The organism is Sphingomonas sp. 8AM, from assembly GCF_902506455.1.
In the GTDB taxonomy this organism is placed as follows: domain Bacteria; phylum Pseudomonadota; class Alphaproteobacteria; order Sphingomonadales; family Sphingomonadaceae; genus Sphingomonas.
The window spans coordinates 157277-179153 of record NZ_LR733844.1; the positions used below are offsets into that span (position 1 = coordinate 157277).

A 21877-nucleotide genomic window follows, 5' to 3' on the forward strand; every position below is an offset into this window, starting at 1 on the left:
GACGAAAAACTACTCTACCCGGGACCGCGCCGGTGTCGGAAGCCCCTTTCCTCTCCGTTCGTGCTGAGCCTGTCGAAGCACGTGCCGCGAACGCGCGCCCGTCGGCTGGCCGCTTAGCACAGGCGCCAAGCTCAGGGCGGAGGGGGAGACGGAGAACAAGGCTCGTCGTTTGTTTACTCCACCCCCGCCCGCATCGCGGCGCCTGCGACGATCGGCGCGCCCGCGACCAGCACCAGACTCACCGCCGCCAGCAGCTTCAACCCGCTCGCCCCGCCCTCGATTGCCCCGGCACCGAAGATCAGCAGCGGCACTGCGAGCGGCAGCATCACCAACCCCGCGACGGCGCCGGCTCCGCGCAACCCCGCGACCAGCGCTCCGGTTGCGACCGCCAGCGCGGCGAGCCCCGGCGTACCGAGCAGCAGCCCCACCTCGACCAGCAACAACCGCTCTGCCGACAGATCGAGCAACCCCGCCGCAATTACCGCCGCCAACATCAGCGGCGGCGCAAACGCGCACCAATGCGCCACGATCTTCACCGCCGCGACCATCGCCGGCGACACGCCGCGCACCATGAGCTGATCGAGAACCCCCGCCTCCAGATCGGGCTGCACCAGCCGCTCGACCGGCAGCAGCGCAGCGAGCAACGCCGCCGCCCAGATCACCCCGCCGCCGACCCGCGCCAGCAACGTCGCGTCCGGACCGATCGCGAACGGGAACAGCACTGCCACCAGCAGGAAGAACGCGATCACCAGCGTCGCGCCGCCGCCGGAATACCCCCGCCGCACATCGCGCCAGAACAGCGCGATCACAGCGTCACCGTCACGGCATCGGGCACTGCCAGCGGCTGGTGCGTGGTGACCACCACCGCACCGCCCCCGCCGCGATGCCCCTCGATCAATCCTTCCAGCCGCATCACCGCCGCCGCATCGAGCCCGCTCGCTGGTTCGTCCAGCAACCACAGGTCGGCGCCACTTGCCACCACCCGCGCCAGCGCGGCGCGGCGACGCTGCCCGGTCGAGAGCATCCGCACCGGCACGTCGGCGATCTCGCTCAATCCGACCGCCGCCAGTGCCGCCGCGACGCGCATGTCGGCCGCGTCGCGCCCGTCGAGGGTCGCCCAGAAACGCAACGCGTCGGTCAGCCGCCGCTCGGGATCGAGCGCCGCCGCTTCCCCCAGCCAGGCGACGCTGCCCTCCCGCGTCACGGTGCCGGTGAACGGGGCGAGCAGCCCGGCGAGGACGCGCAACAGGCTCGATTTGCCCGCGCCATTGGGCCCGTGGACCAGCAATGCCCCGCCCCGGCCCACGGCGATGTCGAGGTCCTCGATCAGCACGCGTCCGCCGCGCGCAACGGTGAGCGCCTCCGCGACGAGCAGGCTCAATCCGCCACCGCATCTTCCAGCGCGTGCATGTCGTCGTCGGACAGGCCGAAATGGTGACCGATTTCGTGGATCGTGACATGCGCGACCAGATCGTCCAGGCGCACCCCCGTCTCGCACCATTCGGCGAGGATCGCCTGCCGATACAGATGGATGCGATCAGGCAGCGCCGCGCTGTCGAACGCGCTTTTCTCGCCGACCGGCTGCCCGTGATAGAGGCCGATCAGCTCGAGCGAATGCTCCAGATCGAGCGCGGCAAGCGTTTCCGCATTCGCCTCTTCCTCGACCAGCAGTACCACGTCACCCAGATGTGCACGGAATTCCGGCGGCAGCCGCGCGATCACTCTCCGCGCGTGCGCCTCGATCGCGTCTGCGGAGGGCGCGATGCCCATTGCCTCTTGCCCGTCCATCCCGCCCGCCATACCGCTCCCGGCGAAGCAGCGGAAGGGAGCGGGCGCATGGCCGAAACGATCGAACCACTGAGCGAGGCCGAGCGGGTCGACGCGCTCGATGCGCTGCCCGACTGGGATTATGACGAGGGGCGCGACGCGATCGCGCGCTCGATCGTGTTCACCGACTTTGCCGAAGCATTCGGATTCATGACGCAAGTCGCGCTGCTCGCCGAACGCGCCGATCACCATCCCGAATGGACCAACGTCTGGAATCGGGTCGAAATCCTGCTGACGACGCATGATGCCGGAGGACTTTCCGGGCGCGACATCGAGCTGGCAACCGCGATCGACGCCATCCTTGGCGGATAAAGCCGTTTCGGTACTGATCGTTGTCAATATGATTCATCGGAACGTAAGGCGGCGTCTGTCCGTCTAACCTGCCCTATGCCGGCACCCGACACACCGATGTTCCGCTGGACGCATCATGCGCAGGCGGAACTCGAATCGCTTCTCCACGATCATATCGCCGACCGCGCCTTTCCGTGCGTCGGCGCCAAGGCGGCCATGGCGCGCGGCACGCTCAACGTGCTGGCGTGCACCAGCATCGACAGCGCGTGGGACGATCTGCGCATCCACGACGGGTTGGTGAAATTCGCCGCAGCCTATCGCGAGGACCCCGCGCTGTTCCGCAGCTTCGCGGTCGTGTTCGACGGCCCGGACGGTCTCGATGAGCCAGCGTTCGAAAAGGCACTCTGGCGACGCATCCAGTCGCTGTCCGACAAGGACGTCTGGCGCGGCCAGCCGTATGACACGCGCGTCAGCCACGATCCGGCCGATTCGCACTTCTCGCTGAGCTTCGGCGGCGAGGCGTTCTTCGTCGTCGGGCTCCACCCGAATGCATCGCGCCCGGCACGCCGCTTCGCGCGCCCGACCCTGGTGTTCAACCTCCACGACCAGTTCGAGACGCTGCGCGCCGATGGCCGTTACGAGACGATGCGCGAGGCGATCATGGTGCGCGACGAGGCGATCGCCGGCTCGCGCAATCCGATGCTCGCGCGCCACGGCGAGACCAGCGAGGCGCGGCAATATAGCGGACGCGTCGTCGACTCGGCGTGGCGTTGCCCGTTTCATTACGCGGGCGAGAAGCATCCGTGACCGGCGTCGTTCACGAGATTCCGCCACGTAGCGGCGCCGGCTTCACGCTGGCGGCCGGGCAGACGCTCACCGTCATCGACCCGCGCGGCGTGCAGGTCGCCGATCTGCTCGCCTACAAGGCCGCCGACGTGCGCGAGGTGCTCTCGTCAGGCCGGACGCTCGACTATGCCGAGACGATACGGCTGACGACCGGGCACAAGCTCTATTCCAATCGCTCGAACGTGATGCTGGAGATCGTCGAGGACACTGTCGGGCGACACGACTTCCTGCTGACGCCGTGCTCCTACGCCACCTTCGACTATTTCTACCCCGATCTGCCGCGGCATCGCGGCTGCTTCGGCAATCTTGCCGAGGCGCTCGCGCCGTGGGGGATCACCGAGGACATGATCCCGGTCGCGTTCAACTGCTTCATGAACGTTCCGGTCGATGGCCCTACCGGACGGCTGGAAGTACTGCCGCCGGTCAGCAAGGCCGGCGACCGCATCGTGCTACGCGCCGCGATGGATCTGGTAATTGGGCTCACCGCCTGCTCCGCGCCGGCGTCGAACGGCGGCAGCTTCAAGCCGATCCATTATTGCGTCGAATAGGTTAGCGCGCGTTGCTCTGCCTCTGCGGCGCGCTCGGCGTAGCGGGCGGCGAGATCGAGGTGGAGACGGCGGATTGCCTCCTCGCACGCGGCCCGCGCGCGATACTTCTCTTCGATGACGCGTCGACGGAAATAGGCGATATCGCCAGTGGCAGACATGACCGATGCTCCTGACCCGAGGAATGACGGTACGCGCTCAACTGCATCGATTGTGCGCGCGGGCCGGCGTCTCGGCTTTCATCTCGATCAAGTCAGCGCTGGCGGAATCGTACAAAGCCGATGATGTGGGTGAATGACGATCACGCATTTCTTTGACCGCGTCACGCCCGACTCGCCCGTCGCGCCCCACGCGCGCGCGGTGATCGGGGAATCGCCGATCGCGATCGAGGTGAACGGCATCGGCTATGCGGTAATGATGGCGACTCCGCAGGATATCGCCGACTTCGCGAGCGGCTTCGCACTCTCGGAACGGATTGTGACGCGGGCCGCCGAGATCGAGTCGCTGGACATACATCGGACGCCGCAAGGAACGATCGTGCGCCTCACGGTGCCGCCCGCCCGCGCTGCCGCGGTGCTCGACCGGGTACGGCGGCGGACGAGCGACAGTTCGTGCGGGCTGTGCGGGATGGACAATCTCGACGCGGTCCACCGCGACCTGCCGCCGGTGCCGACAGCGACCGCCGCACCCGCCGCGATCTTCGCCGCACTGGCCGCGATGCGCGCGCATCAACCGCTCAACCGTGCCACCGGCGCCGCGCACGCTGCGCTGCTGTGCGCGCACGACGGCACGATCCGCGTCGCGCGCGAGGATGTCGGGCGGCACAATGCGTTCGACAAACTGATCGGCGCAATGGCGCTTCAGGGCCTCGGCTGGGACGGCGGCTTCGCGCTGCTGTCATCGCGCTGCTCTTACGAGCTGGTCGAGAAGGCCGCATTGGCCGGGTGCCCGATGCTGGTGACGGTGTCGGCGGCGACCAGCCTCGCGCTGGAGCGCGCCCGCGCCGCCGGGCTGACGCTCGTGTCGCTCGCGCGCGACGACGCGGTGCTTTTCTCGAGGTCCGTGCGTTAGCGCGTGCATGACCGAGCAGCACGACGATCGCCCCGATTTCACCCCTTACGACGGCCCTTCGGGAGGCTGGGGGTCGGTCCGCTCGCTGACCGATATCATCCCGCGCGAGAAGAACATTGCGCAGACCTCTGCCGAGCTGCTGCGCCAGAACAAGCACGACGGCTTCGCCTGCGTCAGCTGCGCCTGGTCGAAGCCCTATCCCCCGCACCCCGCCGAATTCTGCGAGAACGGCGCGAAGGCGACCGCGTGGGAGATCACCAGCCAGCGCGTCACGCCGGACTTCTTCCGCCAGCACACGCTGACTGAGCTGCGCGGCTGGACCGACTACCGACTGGAGGAAGCGGGGCGGCTGACCCACCCGATGAAGTACGACGCGGCGAGCGACAAATATGTCGTCGCGCCGTGGGAGGAAGCGTTCAAGGCGATCGGCGCGCGACTGAAGGCGCTGCCGCCCAAATCGGTGGTCTTCTACGCCTCCGGCCGCGCCAGCCTCGAGACCTCGTACATGTGGCAGCTGATGGCGCGCCTCTACGGCAGCCAGAACCTGCCCGACAGTTCGAACATGTGCCACGAATCGACCTCCGTCGGGCTCAAGACCTCGATCGGCGTGCCCGTAGGCACCACCAAGCTGGAGGATTTCGACACCACCGACTGCATCCTGCATTTCGGGCAGAATGTCGCGACCAACAGCCCGCGGATGCTCCACAACCTGCGTGACGTCCACAAGCGCGGCGCGGACATCATCGTCTTCAACCCGCTCAAGGAACGCGGGCTGGAGCGCTTCACCGATCCGCAGAACCCGATCGAGATGGCGACCGGCAAGGAGACGCCGATCGCCACCCAATATCATCAGGTGAAGGCCGGTGGCGACATTGCGGTGATGATGGGCATCGCCAAATGGCTGCTCGCGCATGACGCGATCGACCATGATTTCATTGCCGAGCACACCCATGACTTCGCGCCCTTCGCCGCCAAGGTGCAGGCGACCGACTGGAGCGAGATCGAACGCGAATCGGGGCTGACCCGCGCCGCGATCGAGCGCGCCGCCGCCGCCTATGGCCGCGCAAAGACCGCGATGGCGATCTACGGCATGGGGCTGACCCAGCATGTAAAGGGCGTCGACAACGTCCGCATGCTCGTCAACCTGATGCTGATGCGGGGCAACATCGGCAAACCCGGCGCGGGCCTCTGCCCGGTGCGCGGCCACAGCAACGTCCAGGGGCAGCGCACCGTCGGCATCACCGAAAAGACCGAACTCGCCCCGGTGGAGAAGCTCAAGGAGCGCTACGGCTTCTCGCCCCCGACAGAAAAGGGGCTGGATACGGTTGAGGCGTGCCGGGGGATCATCGACGGGACGGTGAAGGCGTTCCTGTCGCTCGGCGGCAATTTCGCGCGCGCGGTGCCCGAAACCGAACTGGTCGAGGACGGCTGGGCGCGGATGGAGCTGTCGGTGCAGATCGCGACCAAGCTCAACCGCAGCCATTTGATCCCCGCGACCGGCGACACCTGGCTGCTGCCGTGCCTCGGTCGAATCGAGCGCGACCTGCAGGCGACCGGACCACAACGCGTGACGGTCGAGGATTCGACCAGCGTCATCCACCCGTCGCTCGGCAAGGTCGAGCCGGCCAGCCCGCATCTGCTCTCCGAGCCGGCGATCGTCGCCGGGATCGCGCAATCGTTCCTGCCGGCCAATCCCGCGATCGACTGGGATCGGTGGGTGGGCGACTACAGCCTGATCCGCGACGAGATCGCCGCAGTGTTCCCCCACTTCTTCGCGCGCTTCAACGAGCGTTTGCAGGAGAAAGGCGGCTTCTGGAAGGGCAACAAGGCGTCCGGGCGCGAATGGGATACCGAAAGCGGCAAGGCCGAGTTCCTCGTCCCCGACGTGCTCAACGCCACCGGTTTCACCGAGGCGGAGGGGCGCTTCCGCCTGCTGACCCTGCGCTCGAACGACCAGTTCAACACCACGATCTACGGCTATTCGGACCGTTTCCGGGGGATCAACGGCACGCGGCAGGTGGTGCTGATGAATCGCGCCGATATCGCGCGCGCCGGGCTGACCGCCGGTCAGAAGGTGACGCTCGCCACCGATGCGGAGGATAATCACGACCGGCGCGTCGGCGACCTGATCGTCGTCGAATATGACGTACCCGACGGCTGCATCGCGGCCTATTATCCGGAGTGCAACCCGCTGATCCCGCTGTCGCACCACGCCGAGGAAAGCCACGTCCCGGCGGCGAAGTCAGTCCCGGTCAGGATTCTCGCTTAGCCGTGTCCCCGCCGCGGAGAGGGAGCCCCTCTCCGGCATAATTATGCGACAAACCGGCGATAGCGCCATGATTGCCGCCGAACCCGACGCGCGGCTGGGGTAACACATGCGTCTCTCGTTCCTTCTGCTGGCTTCCACCGCGGCACTGCCCGCCTACGCCCAACAGGCCGCATCGCCGCCACCGCCCGCGCAGGCCGGCGTGCAGGCCCCGGCAACGCCCCCCGCCAAAGCCGAGACCGAGGAGGAAAGCAGCGAGGACATCGTCGTCACCGGATCGCGCGCGCAGCGCGGCGCGGTGATCGGCGACGTCACCCCCGAAGAGCAATTGTCTCCCGCCGACATCCGCAGCTACGGCGTCAGCTCGGTCACCGAATTGCTCAACGAATTGTCGCCTCAGACCCGCTCCGGGCGTGGCGCGGGCGGCGCACCGGTGGTGCTGCTCAACGGGCGGCGCATCTCGGGCTTTCAGGAAATCCGCGACCTGCCGACCGAGGCGATCCAGCGCGTCGACATCCTGCCCGAGGAAGTCGCGCTCAAATACGGCTATCGCGCCGACCAGCGCGTCGTGAACTTCGTGCTGCGCCGCCGCTTCAAGGCCGTGACCGCCGAAGTCGAGGACCGTTTCGCGACCGAGGGCGGTCGCAACACGCCGGGCGCCGAACTCGACCTGCTGCGCATCCGCAGCGACAAGCGCGTCAACCTGCATCTCGAATACAGCCGCCCCGGCGCGCTGACCGAATCCGAACGCGACATCATCCAGGCCCCGAACGCGGCGGCGGTCGGCGGCAACGTGTCGTCGCTCAACCGCGGCGCGATCGACCCGTTCTTCGGCAACGCCGCTTCGCTGGGCATCCCTGCACTCGCCGCGACGCAGGCGCCGCGGCTCGGCGACTTCACCACCACCCGCAACGTCACCGATCAGGGCGCATACCGCACGCTCCTGCCGCAGCAGCGCACGTTCAGCGCAAACGGCACCTATGCGACGACGATCTTCGGCAACGTCTCGGCGTCGCTGAACGCGACCGTCGACCACAACGTCACACGCGCGTTGCGCGGTCTGGCCGAGGTCGATCTCGATCTGCCGGTCGGCAGCCCGTACTCACCGTTCGCGGTGCCGGTGCGCGTGACGCGCGCCTTCGACGACGTGCCCGCACTGACGCAGCGCGCCGAGACCACCGACCTCCACCTTGGCGGCACGCTCAACGGCGATCGCGGGCAATGGCGCTGGTCGCTGACCGGCAATGTCGATCGCGACGAGAGCAATACGGTGACCACCACCGGGCTCGACGCCAGCGCGTTGCAGGCCGGGATCGACGCCTTCGATCCGCTCGCCAACCCCTATGCGCCGCTGGCGCTGGGCGCGCTGCCTGCTGATCGCGGCCGCTCGGTCGCGACCAGCGCCGGGCTCGACGCTTTGGTCGCCGGGCCGTTGTTCCTGCTCCCGGCCGGCTACGCCAACACCAGCATCCGCGTCGGCGCCTCGACCAGCGACTTCACCAGCGACTCGTTCCGCCGCGGCGTGGCGAGCAGCGCCGACATCGGGCGCGATCTCGCCAACGCGCAGATCAACCTCGATTTGCCGATCGCGAACAAGGCGCAGGGCGTGCTCAGCGCGCTCGGGCGGCTGTCGATCAACGGCAATCTCGCGGTCGACCAGCTTTCCGACTTCGGGACGCTGTGGACGCTCGGCTACGGCGCGAACTGGACGCCGATCGAGGGGATACGCCTGCTCGTCTCGGTCACCGATCAGGACGAGGCGCCGTCGGCGCAACAGCTCGGCAACCCGACCGTGACGACGCCGGGCGTGCGCGTGTTCGACTATGTCCGCGGCACCACCGCGACCGTCACCACCGTCACCGGCGGCAATCCGAACCTGATCGCCGACAATCGCCACGCGCTGAAGGCCGGGCTCGACATCAAGCCGTGGAGCAATCAGCAGATCAATTTCCGCGCCGATTACACGCGCCAGACCACCGACGATCCGATTGCCGCCTTCCCCAGCGCCACCGCCGCGATCGAATCCGCCTTTCCGGATCGCTTCACCCGTGATGCCGGTGGCAATCTGCTGCGGATCGACTCGCGCCCCATCAACTTCGCGCGCAGCGAGACGTCGCAGCTCCGCTACGGCGTCAACCTGTCGTTCCGGATCAAGTCCGAGCTCCAGAAGAAGATCGAGGCGTTCCGCGCCGGAACCGGTCCGAACCCGTTCGAGGGGCTGCGCCCGCCGGGTGGCGAACGACGCCCCGACCGCCCGCCGCAGGATCGCGCCCGACCGGACGGCAGCGCGCTGAACGGCGGGCGCCCCGACGCGGGTGCCGGCGCGCCGGGCGGCCCGCCCGGTGGTGGTGGCTTCCGTGGTCGGGGTGGTGGTGGCGGCGGTCAGGCCGGCGGGCGCGTCCAGTTCGCGCTCTATCATACCTGGCACCTTACCGAGCGGGTGACGATCGCCGACGGCGGGCGCGTGCTCGACCTGCTCAACGGCGACGCGATCGGTGCGGCCGGCGGACAGGCGCGGCACGAGCTGGAGGGTCAGGCCGGCTATACCAACAACGGCCTCGGCGCGCGACTGTCGGTCAATTACCAAAGCGGCACGCGCGTCAACGGCGGCACCGCCGCCACGCCGGAGACGCTGGAGTTCGGCGGGATCGCCACCGCCAACCTCCGGCTGTTCGCCGACCTCGGCGGCAACATCGACTGGGTGCGCGCGCATCCGTGGATGCGTGGCGCACGCGTCAGCGTCCAGTTCGACAATCTGCTCAACACCCGCCGCGACGTCCGCGACCAGAACGGCACCGTCCCGATCGGCTTCCAGCCCGATTATCTCGACCCGGTCGGCCGCACGATCCGCGTGTCGTTCCGCAAGCTGTTTTTCTGAGGAACCGTCGCCCCTGCGCAGGCAGGGGCTCATGTCTTCGAGTGTCACGGTAGGCCGACACAAAAACCGACGCCACTGTGTCACTCACAACCCGACGCGCGCCGCCAGCCACCGTGCCGCCGCCTCCGGGCTCTGTTTGTCGTGATCCCGATCCACGCGATAATTCGCCTCGCGCATCGCCGCGACCGGGATCCGCCCGATCAATGGCCGCAGCGTCTCAAAGAACCGCGCATCCTCCCGATGCCCCGGCGCGACCAGCACGATCGCGTCATACCCCGGGATCGCATGCCGCGGATCGGCGAGCACCGTCAGACGGTCGGCGGCGATCCGCCCGTCCGAGGAAAAGGCGCTGATGACATCGGCGCGCCCGCTCTCCAGCGCGCGATACATGAAGGTCGGGCTGTACGGCGTCGCGCTGGCAAAGCGCAGCGGATAGGCGCGACGGATCGCTTGCCATTCCGGTCGATCGAGGAACTCGAGATCGGCCCCGAACCGCAGCTGCGGCGCGACCCGCACCAGATCGTCGAGCGTTGCAACGCCGCGCCGCTGGGCATCGTCCCCGCGCATCGCAACGGCATAGGCATTCTCGAATCCGAGCGCGCCGAGCAAAGTGACGCCGCGCGACTTTTGCACCCAGTCCGCGGTCCCGCGCAGCTGTTCGGCGCGCGGCGGCGTATCGGTGCGGTGCATTTCGGCGGTCCAGAGCGTCCCGGCATAATCGACATAGACGTCCACCTCGCCTCCCGCGACCGCCCCGAACGCCACCGCGGAGCCGAGCCCGTCGCGATAGCTGACCTGATAGCCCGCGCGCGTCAGCCGATCGCCGATCAGCCGCGCGAGAATATATTGCTCGGAAAAGTTCTTCGCGCCGACCACGATGCGCCGCTCGCCCCCGCCGTGCCACAAGGGCGTCGCAGCCGCTACCGTGGCCACCACGAGCAACAGCAACGCGCCACCGGCCCGTCGCCAGCGCCGCTGCCCCGCCGCACGCTCGGCGACCCCGAGCAGCAGATCGACCCCCAGTGCCAGCCCCGCCGCGCCGACGCACCCCGCGATCACCAGCGTCCACGCCTGCGTCTGGAGCCCCGCGAAGATCAGATCACCCAGACTCGGCTGCCCGACGGTGGTCGACAGCGTCGCCGCGCCGATCGTCCACACCGCCGCCGTGCGTACCCCGGCCATCGCGATCGGCAGCACCAGCGGCAGCTCGACCAGCCGCAGCTTCTGCGCGCGCGTCATCCCGATCCCGTCCGCCGCCTCCAGCACCGCTGGATCGAGCCCACGCAGCCCGGTAATAATATTCCGCACGATCGGCAGCAGCGCGTAGAGCGTCAGCGCGAGCAGCCCGGGCAGGAAGCCGAGCGCCGGCACGCCATGCCCGATCCACAGCAACGCCGGATAGAAGAGCGCGAGCAGCGCAAGGCTCGGAACCGTCTGCACCAGACTCGCGAACCCGAGCACCACCCCCGCCAGCCGCGGCGCACGCGCGGCACGGATCGCGATCGGCACGCCGATCGCCAGCGCCAGCGCGAGCGCCGCCATCGCGAGCAGCAGATGCTGCCCGGCGAGCGCCGGCACGCGGGCGAAGGCGTCGTTCACGTCGACAGCGCCGCCAGCCGCGCCGCCTGCGCGCGCGGCACCGCCACCAGCGCCTGCGCCGCATCACCGCCCTGCCCGCGCAGCAAGGCCGCGGGCGCTTCGTCGGCGACTACCTGCCCAGCCGCCATGACGATCACGCGGTCCGCGAGCAGCAGCGCCTCGGCCATGTCATGCGTCACCATGATCGTGGTCAGCGCGAGCTCGTCGTGGAGCCGCCGTACCGCCCCCGCCAGCGCTTCGCGCGTCACAGGATCGAGCGCGCCGAACGGCTCGTCCATCAGCAACAGCCCCGGCCGCGTCACGAGCGCGCGCGCGACACCGACGCGCTGGCGCTGCCCTCCCGATAGTTCGGCGGGCATCCGCGTCGCGATCACGCGCGACAGTTCGACGAGGTCGAGCATCGCCGTCGCCCGTGCGGCGTCGGGCATGCCCGCCAGCCGCAGCGGCAGCGCGATATTCTCTGCGACGCTCAGATGGGGAAACAGGCCGACGTCCTGAAACACATAGCCGATCCGCCGCCGCAGCGCGGGCGCGGGCTCGTCGGCGACATCGCGCTCGTCGAGCAGCACGCGCCCGTGGTCAGGCACCACCAGGCGGTTGACCGTCTTGAGCAATGTCGACTTGCCCGACCCCGACGCGCCGACCAGCGCCACGAACGTCCCCGCTGCGATCGTCAACGACACGCCATCGATCGCGGCCGCAGCGCCGTAGCGCTTGCCGACCTGCTCGAAGGCGACCGCCGGTCCGGACGAAAGTGCTGGCATCGCCGCCGGTGATGCGGGAAGCGTGCGCATGTAACAAGCATTAAGGCGGGAGAGCGGGATGAAGGCGATGCTGGTCACGGGCGGCGGCTCGGGCATCGGGCGCGCGGTAGCGCAAGTGTTCAGTGCGCGCGGCTGGCGCGTCGGTCTCGCGGATATCGATGCGCAAGGCTTGGGCGACACGGCGGCGCTGCTCCCGGAAGACCGCACCAGCACGCATGTCATGGACGTGCGCGACCCGTCGGAGTGGGAGGAGGTGCTCGCCGATTTCGCACGCGTCAGCGACGGCCGGCTCGACGTGCTGTTCAACAATGCCGGCATCGCGGCCGGCGGGCCGTTCGCCGATATAGGGCTCGACGCGATCGACCGCGTGATCGACGTCAATTTCCGCGGGATGACCTATGGCGCGCGCATGGCCTACCCGTATTTGAAGGCGACGCCGGGTGCGTGCCTGCTCAACACCGCCTCGGCCTCGGCAATCTACGGATCGGCCGGGCTGGCGATCTATTCGGCGACGAAATTCGCGGTGCGCGGACTGACCGAAGCGCTCGACGGCGAATGGGCGCCAGAGGGCATCCGTGTCCGCTCGCTGATGCCGAGCTTCATCGACACCAACCTGCTATCCGCGCCGATCCCCGGCACGAAATACACCGCGCGCGATCTGGTCGTGCGACGCAAGATGGAGTTCACGCCGCTCGAGACGGTCGCGGAAAAGGCGTGGGCGGCGGTGCATGGCGACCGCGTGCATACGGTGGTCGGCAAGACCGCCGAGCGGATGGCGTTCGCGGCGCGCTGGATGCCCGGCCGGCTACGCGCGATGATGCGGGCGCGGTAAGCCGCCCCGTCATTCCCGCGGAGGCGGGGATCCAGACGAGCAGGTTTTCGCGAGAGCCACCAACGTCAGAGTTCTGGATTCCCGCCGCCGCGGGAATGACAGACGAGTTTTCAGGCTCACACAATAGATGGATCAAACCCGCATCGGCATCAGCACGTACAGCGCCGGGCTCTTGTCGTTCTCTCGGATCAGCGTCGGCGCGGCGGCATCGGCGAGATGGACCTCGACCAGATCGGTGCCGATCTGTCCGAGAATGTCCATCAGATACCGGCTGTTGAAGCCGATCTCGAACGGCGTCGCCGCATATTCGCCGGGCACTTCCTCGGCAGCGGTGCCGTTCTCGGGGCTGGTGACCGACAGCGTGATCTTGTCGCGATCCAGCGCCATCTTCACCGCGCGGGTCTTCTCGGTCGCGATCGTCGAGACGCGGTCGACGCCCTGCATGAAGCTCTTCGGATCGAGCTTCAGGATCTTGTCGTTGCCGGTCGGGATCACGCGGCTGTAATCGGGGAAGGTGCCGTCGATCAGCTTGGAGGTCAGGATCGCCTGCCCCAGATCGAAGCGGATCTTGGTGCCCGACAGCGACACGCCGACCGAGCCGTCGACCTCGTCGAGCAGCTTGCGCAGCTCGGCGATGCACTTCCGGGGCACGATCACGTCGGGCATCCCGGCCGCGCCCTCGGGCTGATCGACCGTCACGCGGGCGAGGCGATGGCCGTCGGTCGCGGCGGCTTTCAGCACGCCCTCGGCGACATGCAGGAAGATGCCGTTGAGGTAATAACGCGTCTCTTCGGTCGAGATCGCGAAGCGCGTCTTGTCGATGATCTGCTTCAGCGTCTCGGCAGGCAACTCGAATTGCGTCGGCAGCTCACCCTCGGCGATCACCGGGAAATCGTCGCGCGGCAGCGTGCCGAGCGAGAAGCGCGCGCGCCCCGCCACGATCGTCATCCGGCCCTCGGCGGCGGTCAGCGAGACCTGCGCGCCCTCGGGCAGCTTGCGCGCGATGTCGAACAGCGTGTGCGCGGACACCGTCGTCGCGCCCGGCTGGTCGACCGCCGCGGCGACGCTTTCGTTGATCTGCAGGTCGAGGTCGGTCGCCATCAGCCGCAACTGCCCCTCGGCGGTCGCCTCCAGCAGCACGTTCGACAGGATCGGGATGGTGTTGCGCCGCTCCACCACCGACTGGACGTGGCTCAGCCCCTTCAGCAGCGTCGCGCGTTCGATCGTCGCCTTCATCGTCACTTCCCCCGGCCCGCAGGTCACTCACCAGGGGCAATTGGCCAAGTCTCCCTAGCCAAAAAGAAAGGGCTGGAGCAAGCGCCCCAGCCCTTTCCTGTACGACGGTGGTCGAGAAATCAGAAGCGGATGCCCAGGCCCGCCATCAACTGGTGACGATCGAGATCGATGTCGTAGCCGTCGATGTCGCCGTAATGCGAATAGCGATACTCGGCGGTGACGAACGACGTCGGGGTCAGCTTGTACTCAAGCCCGGCGCCGAGGCGGAACCCGCCGAGGTTGGTCTTGTCGATCAGCTCGTTATCCGAGGTGGTGGTCGCCTGATAGCGATTCTCTATCCGGGCGTTGGTATAGCCACCCTTGCCGTAGATCATTGCCTGCGGCGAGATGACGTAGCCGAGCCGCCCGCCCACGTAGAGATCGCGTCCGGCTTCGACCGTGAAACGATCGCCCGCGGTCAGCGCATTGTAGCTGCGCGTCTTGGTCGTGGCGTCGGTATATTCGCCGTCGATGCCGTAGACGATGTTACCGCGCTGGAAGTCGTAGCCGATCCGCCCCCCATAGCCGAACCCCTGCTGCCCTTCCGAGTCGCCGTCACCGCCGTCCTGCACATTGTCGTAGCCGGCGAGCACCTCGACGCGGCCGCCCGCGAAGGGGCCGTCCTGCGCGGTCGCCGGGGCCGCTACCGCGATCGCCATCACCGCTGCCGGGATCGCCATTGCAAGCTTACGCATGTCTCACTCCATCTCACCGGCCTCCGAAACGCGGAGGCTCCGTGAGACAAATACGCGTCCGCGCCATTGTTGCATGAACCTCACCTAAACGACCGCAGATGTTGTATTTGCGCCACAGCGGGAAAGGTCGGATGATTGAGGCACGGGACCGACGCACAGGCGCCGGCCCGATGCGTTACATGCCCGGATCGATCAGAAGCGTACCCCGAACCCGACCAGCGCCTGCTCACGCCAGAGACCGCCGCCGAGAGTGCGGTCGTCGCCATAATGTGAGGCGCGGACTTCGCCCTTGAGGTAGGCGGCGCGGGACAGCTTGTACTCAATACCGGCACCAAGCCGGAAACCTTTCGCCACGACGTGGAGATAGCCGCTGCTGTTCGCGTCGCGGTAATCGTCACGGAAGCGGCCGATCGTGTAGCCGGCCTTGCCGTAGACCAATGCGCTGGAGGATAGCGCATAACCAACGCGCCCGCCGACATAGCCTTCGGTATTCGCCTTGCTCGTGAGGCGCTCTCCGTCGTTGATCGAGGTCTTCCTGGTCGTGTTGCCGTCCACTTCGGCCTCGAAGCCGTAGACAGCATTGCCGTTTTGCCAGTCATACCCGACCAGACCGCCGAGGCTGAGCCCCTCCAGCTTGATCTCCCTGGTGCCGACATGGTCATAGCCGACAAGCGCCTCCACGCGGGCGCCCTCGAACGGCGCGACCTGCGCCGCGGCCGGCATCGCCGCCGCAAGATTGAACGCAAGAGCCGGAACGACAAAGGACAATTTCAACACCACTCACTCCCTTTCACCCGCCTTTCAAGTTCAGGCGGAGAGCAACTCGAAAAAGCGCCTCGCCTCAATTGTAGGAGGTCTTTGCCGGGCGCTGCGTTTGCTTCCCGATTGGAACATCGATAGCGTCGACGTCCCTCTTGCAGGCGCAGCCGGATGTTCTTGCCGTTCGCATTGCTGATGATGGCCGGCGAGCAGGACCCGCTCGGCGTATGGCAGCATTGGGCAGCGCTGCGCGAGACGCCGGGTCCACGCTGTCTGGCGATCGCGCAACCGCTTCGCCGCGACGGCACCACCGACCGGCGCGGCGGCTTCGCGCTGGTCGCGGCCCGGCAGGGGCCGACGCGCGCGCCAGCGATCCACTTCCATCTGACGCGCCCACGCGGTGAGGGCGCGCCGCTGACGCTGGTGATCGGCGATCGCCGCTTCGCGCTTGCGGGAAACCGCGAGTCAGCGCACGCTGCCGATGCGCAAACCGACCGGGCGATCGTCGGCGCGATGCGCGGCGCAGCGGCGATGACGTTGACCACCCTCGACACAAACGGCCGCACACTCAGCGAGACCTATCCATTATCCGGGGCGGCGACCGCGATCGACGCCGCGCAACTGGGATGCGCGCGGCGGTAACGCTGGAAAAATGCGCGGACTTGGCCTATTTGCGCGCGATGCTCACAGCCTCGGCCGCCCCCATGCCCATCCCCGGGCACATCGACCCCGTGACCGTGCCGCGCGCCAGCGCGCCGCGCACCGATGGCCGCATCGACCTGATCGGGCTGCCGCGCGACGAACTGCGCCGCGTGCTCGAGGAGTCAGGGCTCGATCCACGCCAGGCCAAGCTGCGCGCCAAGCAGATCTGGCACTGGATCTACAATCGCGGTGCGACCGAGTTCACGGTGATGACCGACATCGCCAAGGCGCAGCATCCGTGGCTGACCGAGCGGTTCGTGATCGGGCGTCCGCAGGTGGTCGAGGCGCAGGTGTCGACCGACGGCACGCGCAAATGGCTGCTCCGCTCCGAGGACGGGCAGGATTACGAGGCGGTGTTCATCCCCGACGCCGATCGCGGGACTTTGTGCGTGTCGAGCCAGGTCGGCTGCACGCTCAACTGCCGCTTCTGCCACACCGGCACGATGCGGCTGGTCCGCAATTTGACCGCGGGCGAGATCGTCGGGCAGGTGATGCTGGCGCGCGACGCGCTCGGCGAATGGCCGAGCCAGCCCGAGGGGCGGATGCTCACCAACATCGTGATGATGGGCATGGGCGAGCCGCTCTACAATTTCGACGCGGTGCGCGACGCGCTGAAGCTGGTCATGGACGGCGACGGGCTCGCGCTCAGCAAGCGCCGCATCACCCTGTCGACCAGCGGGGTGGTGCCGATGATGGCGCGCGCCGGGGAGGAGATCGGCGTCAATCTCGCGGTGTCGCTCCATGCCGTGACCAAGGACGTCCGCGACGAGATCGTCCCGCTCAACCGCAAATACGGCATCGAGGAATTGCTGCAGGCGTGCGCCGATTACCCCGGCGCGAACAACGCCCGTCGTATCACGTTCGAATATGTGATGCTCAAGGACAAGAACGATTCGGATGCCGAGGCGCACGAGCTGGTCCGGCTGCTCAAGCACTACAAGCTGCCCGCCAAGGTCAATCTGATCCCGTTCAACCCGTGGCCGGGCGCGGATTACGAGACCTCGACGCCGGAGCGCGTGCGCCGGTTCAGCGAGATCGTGTTCGAGGGCGGCATCTCCGCTCCGGTCCGCACCCCGCGCGGGCGCGACATCGACGCGGCGTGCGGCCAGCTCAAGACCGCGGCCGAGAAGAAGAGCCGCGCCGAACTCGACCGGCTGGCGGCGGAGAAGCAGGCCGCGCTTGGTTGATGCCGCCGGACTGGCGCTCGCCGGCGGCGCGGGCGTCCTTGGCGGGATGATGAACGCGCTGGCGGGCGGCGGCACCTTCGCCACCATGCCGGCGCTGCTCGGGCTCGGCACCCCCGCCAACATCGCCAATGCGACCTCGAACCTCGGACTGATGCCGGGCGCGGCGGCGAGCGCGTGGAGCTTCCGCCACGAATTGCAGCCGGTCGGCGGCGTGTCGGTGCGTGTGTTGGCGGCGATCACCTTCGTCGGCGGGCTGCTCGGCAGCATCCTGCTGGTGGTGACGCCCGGCGCGGCGTTCGACCTGATCGTGCCGTGGCTGCTGCTCCTCGCGTTCGTCGCGATCGTGTTCGGCGCGCGGGCGGCGGACTGGCTGGCGACGCGGGTGACGATTAGGCCGCGCACGCTGATGGCGGTGCAGGCGGTGCTCGGCACCTATGGTGGCTATTTCGGCGGCGGGGTCGGGATCATGACCACCGCCACCTACGGTCTGCTCGCGGGCGCGACGCCGCGCGCGATGTTCGCGCCGCGCACGTTGATGCTGACCGTCGCCAATTTCGCCGCCGCGATCGTGTTCGTCGCGTGCGGGATGATCCGCTGGGACGCGTGTCTGCCGATGCTCGCCGGCGGCGTGCTCGGCGGCTGGCTGGGCGCGGTGGTCGGCAAGCGATTGCCCGCGCTCGTGGTGCGATGGTGGACGATCCTCGTGACCGGGGCGACGACGGCGGTGTTCTTCGCCCACGCTTATGGCTGATCCGCCCCGATTGTAAAAACGGCGCAGCGGGCGAGGACACAAGCGACATCAAGTTCATAACCGCCCGATCTGCCGCGCGACCCACCCATTATGGCCCAGACCCGACGATCGCCGCCGCGTGCTCCATGCAATCACCTCGCGGGCCGGCGCTTTGGTAGGCGGAACCAGGGGCTTCATCATGGTGGACTTCACGCAGGACGAACGGCTGCAGATCACGCAGGCGCTGGCCGATGGGTTGAGCGATCAGGCCGGTGCCGACGCGCCCGCGCTGGTCGGCGATGCGCGCCAGATCTTCTGCCAGAACTGGGATGTTGTGAAACAGGTGCTGAGCTTCCTGAAGCCATATTTGCCGGCACCGATCGGCTGGGTCATCGCCGGGCTCATCGCCGCCGGCGACATCCTGCACGGCAAGATTTGCTGACAGGCGTCACGTCGGTCGGTGCATCGCGAACTGCTCACCGACCTCGAAATAGTCGGCCGGTCCGCCACCGCGCAGGATCGGCCGCGCGCGTTCGGTGCGGTACACGCCGTCGTCCAGCATCGCGCGGTCGATGTGGATCGCCACGGCTTCGCCCAGCACCAGCCAGCCGGGCAAGTCCGCGCCGTGACGATCCTGCAATTGCACGATCTGCGTCACCTGGCACTCGAACTGCACCGGACTCAACGCGACGCGCGGCGCGGCGACGCGCGCGGAGGGCAGCGTCTCCAGACCGGCGCGCACGAACTCATCCTCGTCGGTCGCCGCCGACGTCTCGTTCATCGCCGCGGCGAGATCGCGTGTCGCAAGGTTCCAGACGAACTCGCCGCGCGCGCGCACGTTCGCCAGCGAATCCTTCTCGCCCAGCGAGCAGAAGCCGATGATCGGCGGACGGTAGGAAAACAGGTTGAAGAAGCTGTACGGCGCGAGGTTACGACGCCCTTCGCGCGAGACGGTCGAGATCCAGCCGATCGGGCGCGGCGCGACGATCGCGTTCAGCGGATCGTGCGCGAGGCCATGGCCCTGTTCGGGTTCGTAGAAATGCCATTCGGTCATGACCCGGCTTCTGCTAGGAAGCAACGATGGCTGCAACCGTGATCCACCGCCACCGGCTTGCCACGCGCGTGTGGCATTGGGTGAACGCGGTCGCGATCTTCGTCCTGATCGGCTCGGGGCTCGGCATCTCGAACGCGCATCCGCGGCTGTACTGGGGGCGGTACGGCGCCAATTTCGATCACGCCTGGGCGCAACTCCCGCGCTTTCCTTCGTGGCTGACGATCCCGGCGAGCTACAATCTCGCGATCTCGCGGCGCTGGCATCTGTTCTTTGCGCTGGTGCTCGGCTTTTCGCTGCTCGCCTATATGATCGTCAGCCTGCTCAACCGTCATTTCCAGCGCGACCTGCGCGTGCGGCGTCGCGATATGAGTGCCGCGCATCTCGCGGAGGACGTGCGCGCGCATCTTGCGTTCCGCTTCCACGATCCCGAGGCGCCCGGCGAGTATAACGCCTTCCAAAAGCTCAGCTATGTCGCGGTGATCTTCCTCGCATTGCCGCTGATCATCCTGACCGGGCTGGCGCTGTCGCCAGGGATGAATGCGGCGGGGCCGTGGCTGCTCGACCTGTTCGGCGGGCGACAATCGGCGCGATCGCTCCACTTCATCGCGATGGCGGTGATCGCAGTCTTTACCGTCGTCCATCTCGCGCTGGTCATCCTCGCCGGCTGGCGCAACGAACTGCGCTCGATGATCACCGGCGGCTGGCGGGTGCCCGAATGATCCGGCGGCGAACACTGCTCGGCGGTGGCGCGGGACTGATGCTCGCGGGCTGCGACCGCGTCATCCAGCAGCCGACGGTGCGCTCGATCGTCTTCAAGGGCGAGGACATGCACCGCGCCCTGCAGCGCGCGCTGTCGAACCGCGACGCGCTCGCGCCCGAGTTCACCCCCGACCAGATGTCGCCGCGCTTCCGTACCAACGGCACGCGCGACCCCGGCACGCCCGCTTACGCCGCGCTGCGCTCCGGCCGCTTCGCCGATTGGCGGTTGACCATCGACGGGCTGGTCGAGCGACCGCTGTCGCTGTCGCTCACCGACCTCGGCCGTTTCCCGCAGCGCGCGCAGATCACCCGCCACGATTGCGTCGAAGGGTGGAGCGCGATCGGCAAATGGCAGGGGCCGCGGCTCGGCGACGTGCTCAAGGCCGCGGGACTGCGCGACGCGGCGCGCTATATCGTGTTCCGCTGCGCCGATCTGTACGGCGGCGCGCCTTATTACGAGTCGATCGACCTGATCGACGCCTTTCACCCGCAGACGATCCTCGCCTGGGCGATGAACGACCGCTTCCTCGATGTCGGGCACGGCGCGCCGTTGCGGCTGCGAGTCGAGCGCCAGCTCGGCTACAAGCACGCCAAATATCTGATGCAGGTCATCGCAGTCGCCAGCCTCGACGGGATCGGCAAAGGGCGCGGCGGCTATTGGGAAGACAATGTCGATTACGACTGGTGGGCGGGGATCTGAACGCGGATCGCCCATCGCGGCGCAGCCGCCCAACCCCAGCACCGCTCCCCACTATTCACCACGAGGGTCCCGCACGCACCCTCTCTGCGCCTCTGCGCCTCCGCGTGAACATCACCCTTTCGCGCTACCGCCACCCGCACCGGTCTTGCCGCGCCGCCTTAGTGCGATGACGTAGATCACCCCGGCGACGCCCGCGAACAGGAACCATTGCACCGCATAGGCGAGATGGTTGTTCGGGATCGAGTCGATCGACGGCGGCGCGTTCGGGGACAGTCCCGCGGCCGGCGTGGCGGCGACCAGCATCAGTTCGCGCGCCACATGCGGCTGCGTCACCTCCGCGATCAACGGTCGCGCATCAGGCGCGTGCGCAATCCACCCGCTCACCTTGCCCCCGCCCCACGCCACATTGCCGACCGGATCGCGCGTCGTGCCGATCTGCACACGCAGCCCCGGTCCTTCCGCGCCCGTCCGGCACAAGGCGATCACGCGATACCCCGCCGCCCCCGCCCCGGCCCGGGTGATCGACACCGGCTCAAGGCAGAAGGCGCTGCTGCGGCGGAACAGCAACGTCTCGTCGGCAACCCGCGGGAAGGCGATCGCCGGCCGCGTCGGATTCGCGGCAAGCTGCGCGAGGAACGCCTCCTTCTGCGGCCGGCGATCGAGCAACTGCCACAGCCCCAGCGCGATCATCGCCGCAATCGCGATGCCGACGACGGTCGTCGGGATAACCGGAACGCGCTTCATGGTGCCAGCCGCCCCTCACCCGCTTCGTGGCGATATTCGGCGGCGAGCAGCCAGCCCTTGGCGACACGCAGCGACCAGACGATCGCAGCGGTGCTCAGCGGCACCCACAACAGCACGTGGAGCCACCACGGCGGGGAGAAGGAGAGTTCGACGACGATCGCCAGCGCCACGACAATCGCGCCCCATGCCAGCACCAGCAGCGCCGCCGGGCCGTCACCGACGTTGAACCCGGCGATCGACAGCCCGCACGCCGGGCAACGTTCGGCGAAACGAAGGACGCCCGCAAACAAGGTGCGGGCGCCACATTGGGGACATAACCCCTTGATGCCACAGTCGATCGGCCGGGGCGGCGC

The 21877-nt window shown here is 68.0% G+C and carries 25 protein-coding genes; 13 read left to right on the plus strand and 12 right to left on the minus strand.

All coding sequences use genetic code 11. From position 1 onward, the window contains the following. Positions 1-173: 173 nt before the first annotated feature. Genes BACI71_RS00810 through BACI71_RS00820 form a run of 3 tightly spaced genes read right to left on the minus strand, consistent with a single transcriptional unit; the run spans position 174 to position 1788 of the window. Positions 174-809 (minus strand): heme exporter protein CcmB, encoded by a 636-nt coding sequence (locus tag BACI71_RS00810; RefSeq protein ID WP_159753743.1) that lies wholly within the window; start codon positions 807-809, stop codon positions 174-176. After that, positions 806-1381 carry a heme ABC exporter ATP-binding protein CcmA gene (ccmA, locus tag BACI71_RS00815; protein WP_159753746.1) on the minus strand — a complete coding sequence of 192 codons (576 nt, stop codon included), beginning with the start codon at positions 1379-1381 and terminating at the stop codon, positions 806-808. Before ccmA ends, BACI71_RS00810 begins: the two co-directional genes overlap by 4 nt. Then, positions 1378-1788, minus strand: a complete 411-nt coding sequence (locus BACI71_RS00820) for a metallopeptidase family protein (RefSeq protein ID WP_236552753.1) — start codon at positions 1786-1788, stop codon at positions 1378-1380. The genes ccmA and BACI71_RS00820 overlap by 4 nt, the downstream gene beginning before the upstream one ends. Before the next feature lie 48 nt (positions 1789-1836). Here BACI71_RS00820 and BACI71_RS00825 point away from each other — a divergent pair, with 48 nt between their 5' ends. The 3 genes from BACI71_RS00825 (at position 1837) to BACI71_RS00835 (ending at position 3512) form a co-directional block, all read left to right on the plus strand. Next, entirely contained in the window at positions 1837-2139 is a 303-nt protein-coding gene (locus tag BACI71_RS00825; protein ID WP_159753752.1) for a 4a-hydroxytetrahydrobiopterin dehydratase, read from the plus strand. A gap of 75 nt (positions 2140-2214) precedes the next feature. Further along, positions 2215-2925, plus strand: coding sequence for a guanitoxin biosynthesis heme-dependent pre-guanitoxin N-hydroxylase GntA (gntA, locus tag BACI71_RS00830; protein ID WP_159753755.1), 711 nt, complete (start codon positions 2215-2217; stop codon positions 2923-2925). Next, positions 2922-3512 carry a DUF1989 domain-containing protein gene (locus BACI71_RS00835; RefSeq protein ID WP_159753758.1) on the plus strand — a complete coding sequence of 197 codons (591 nt, stop codon included), beginning with the start codon at positions 2922-2924 and terminating at the stop codon, positions 3510-3512. The genes gntA and BACI71_RS00835 overlap by 4 nt, the downstream gene beginning before the upstream one ends. On the opposite strand, the gene BACI71_RS00840 is transcribed toward BACI71_RS00835, so the two are convergent. Then, positions 3497-3670: a hypothetical protein gene (locus BACI71_RS00840; protein WP_159753761.1), complete on the minus strand. Its 174-nt coding sequence runs from the start codon at positions 3668-3670 to the stop codon at positions 3497-3499. The genes BACI71_RS00835 and BACI71_RS00840 overlap by 16 nt on opposite strands. 133 nt (positions 3671-3803) lie before the next feature. Here BACI71_RS00840 and fdhD point away from each other — a divergent pair, with 133 nt between their 5' ends. From fdhD to BACI71_RS00855, 3 genes are all read left to right on the plus strand, one after another. After that, complete coding sequence (gene fdhD, locus BACI71_RS00845; RefSeq protein WP_159753764.1) at positions 3804-4580, plus strand: formate dehydrogenase accessory sulfurtransferase FdhD; 777 nt, start codon at positions 3804-3806, stop codon at positions 4578-4580. A 7-nt stretch (positions 4581-4587) separates the two neighbouring features. Next, positions 4588-6849 carry an FdhF/YdeP family oxidoreductase gene (locus BACI71_RS00850; RefSeq protein ID WP_159753767.1) on the plus strand — a complete coding sequence of 754 codons (2262 nt, stop codon included), beginning with the start codon at positions 4588-4590 and terminating at the stop codon, positions 6847-6849. Positions 6850-6955: 106 nt separating this feature from the next. Continuing rightward, complete coding sequence (locus BACI71_RS00855; RefSeq protein ID WP_159753770.1) at positions 6956-9724, plus strand: TonB-dependent receptor; 2769 nt, start codon at positions 6956-6958, stop codon at positions 9722-9724. Positions 9725-9808: 84 nt separating this feature from the next. Here BACI71_RS00855 and BACI71_RS00860 read toward each other — a convergent pair whose 3' ends face one another. Together BACI71_RS00860 and BACI71_RS00865 are read right to left on the minus strand one after the other, a co-directional pair. Then, positions 9809-11266: an ABC transporter permease/substrate-binding protein gene (locus tag BACI71_RS00860; protein ID WP_159760706.1), complete on the minus strand. Its 1458-nt coding sequence runs from the start codon at positions 11264-11266 to the stop codon at positions 9809-9811. Positions 11267-11319: 53 nt separating this feature from the next. After that, positions 11320-12117, minus strand: coding sequence for an ATP-binding cassette domain-containing protein (locus BACI71_RS00865; RefSeq protein ID WP_443018443.1), 798 nt, complete (start codon positions 12115-12117; stop codon positions 11320-11322). A gap of 28 nt (positions 12118-12145) precedes the next feature. On the opposite strand from BACI71_RS00865, the gene BACI71_RS00870 reads away from it, so the two are divergent. Continuing rightward, entirely contained in the window at positions 12146-12919 is a 774-nt protein-coding gene (locus BACI71_RS00870) for an SDR family oxidoreductase (protein WP_159753773.1), read from the plus strand. Between the two features lie 132 nt (positions 12920-13051). Here the strand turns inward: BACI71_RS00870 and dnaN are convergent, their stop codons facing one another. From dnaN to BACI71_RS00885, 3 genes are all read right to left on the minus strand, one after another. Then, the gene (dnaN, locus tag BACI71_RS00875; RefSeq protein WP_028967287.1) at positions 13052-14155 is read right to left on the minus strand and encodes a DNA polymerase III subunit beta; all 1104 of its coding nucleotides are present in this window, start codon (positions 14153-14155) and stop codon (positions 13052-13054) included. Between the two features lie 119 nt (positions 14156-14274). Next, positions 14275-14889 carry an outer membrane protein gene (locus BACI71_RS00880; RefSeq protein WP_159753776.1) on the minus strand — a complete coding sequence of 205 codons (615 nt, stop codon included), beginning with the start codon at positions 14887-14889 and terminating at the stop codon, positions 14275-14277. Positions 14890-15081: 192 nt separating this feature from the next. Next, positions 15082-15663, minus strand: coding sequence for an outer membrane protein (locus BACI71_RS00885; RefSeq protein ID WP_159753779.1), 582 nt, complete (start codon positions 15661-15663; stop codon positions 15082-15084). A gap of 156 nt (positions 15664-15819) precedes the next feature. Between BACI71_RS00885 and BACI71_RS00890 the strand changes: the two genes are divergently transcribed. From BACI71_RS00890 to BACI71_RS00905, 4 genes are all read left to right on the plus strand, one after another. Continuing rightward, positions 15820-16290, plus strand: coding sequence for a hypothetical protein (locus BACI71_RS00890; RefSeq protein WP_159753782.1), 471 nt, complete (start codon positions 15820-15822; stop codon positions 16288-16290). 62 nt (positions 16291-16352) lie between these two features. After that, positions 16353-17537, plus strand: coding sequence for a 23S rRNA (adenine(2503)-C(2))-methyltransferase RlmN (gene rlmN, locus BACI71_RS00895; RefSeq protein ID WP_236552754.1), 1185 nt, complete (start codon positions 16353-16355; stop codon positions 17535-17537). Further along, complete coding sequence (locus BACI71_RS00900; RefSeq protein ID WP_159753785.1) at positions 17530-18288, plus strand: sulfite exporter TauE/SafE family protein; 759 nt, start codon at positions 17530-17532, stop codon at positions 18286-18288. Before rlmN ends, BACI71_RS00900 begins: the two co-directional genes overlap by 8 nt. Positions 18289-18466: 178 nt before the next feature. Continuing rightward, positions 18467-18709: a hypothetical protein gene (locus BACI71_RS00905; protein ID WP_159753788.1), complete on the plus strand. Its 243-nt coding sequence runs from the start codon at positions 18467-18469 to the stop codon at positions 18707-18709. Between the two features lie 6 nt (positions 18710-18715). Here BACI71_RS00905 and BACI71_RS00910 read toward each other — a convergent pair whose 3' ends face one another. Beyond that, entirely contained in the window at positions 18716-19321 is a 606-nt protein-coding gene (locus tag BACI71_RS00910; protein WP_159753791.1) for a flavin reductase family protein, read from the minus strand. Between the two features lie 26 nt (positions 19322-19347). On the opposite strand from BACI71_RS00910, the gene BACI71_RS00915 reads away from it, so the two are divergent. After that, positions 19348-20040, plus strand: coding sequence for a cytochrome b/b6 domain-containing protein (locus BACI71_RS00915; RefSeq protein ID WP_159753794.1), 693 nt, complete (start codon positions 19348-19350; stop codon positions 20038-20040). Next, a complete protein-coding gene (locus BACI71_RS00920) occupies positions 20037-20780 on the plus strand; it encodes a molybdopterin-dependent oxidoreductase (RefSeq protein WP_159753797.1) in 744 nt (247 codons plus the stop codon). The genes BACI71_RS00915 and BACI71_RS00920 overlap by 4 nt, the downstream gene beginning before the upstream one ends. Positions 20781-20891: 111 nt before the next feature. Here the strand turns inward: BACI71_RS00920 and BACI71_RS00925 are convergent, their stop codons facing one another. Together BACI71_RS00925 and BACI71_RS00930 are read right to left on the minus strand one after the other, a co-directional pair. Next, complete coding sequence (locus tag BACI71_RS00925; RefSeq protein ID WP_159753800.1) at positions 20892-21524, minus strand: SURF1 family protein; 633 nt, start codon at positions 21522-21524, stop codon at positions 20892-20894. Beyond that, positions 21521-21814, minus strand: a complete 294-nt coding sequence (locus BACI71_RS00930; RefSeq protein ID WP_328803968.1) for a DUF983 domain-containing protein — start codon at positions 21812-21814, stop codon at positions 21521-21523. Before BACI71_RS00930 ends, BACI71_RS00925 begins: the two co-directional genes overlap by 4 nt. Positions 21815-21877: the final 63 nt, after the last annotated feature.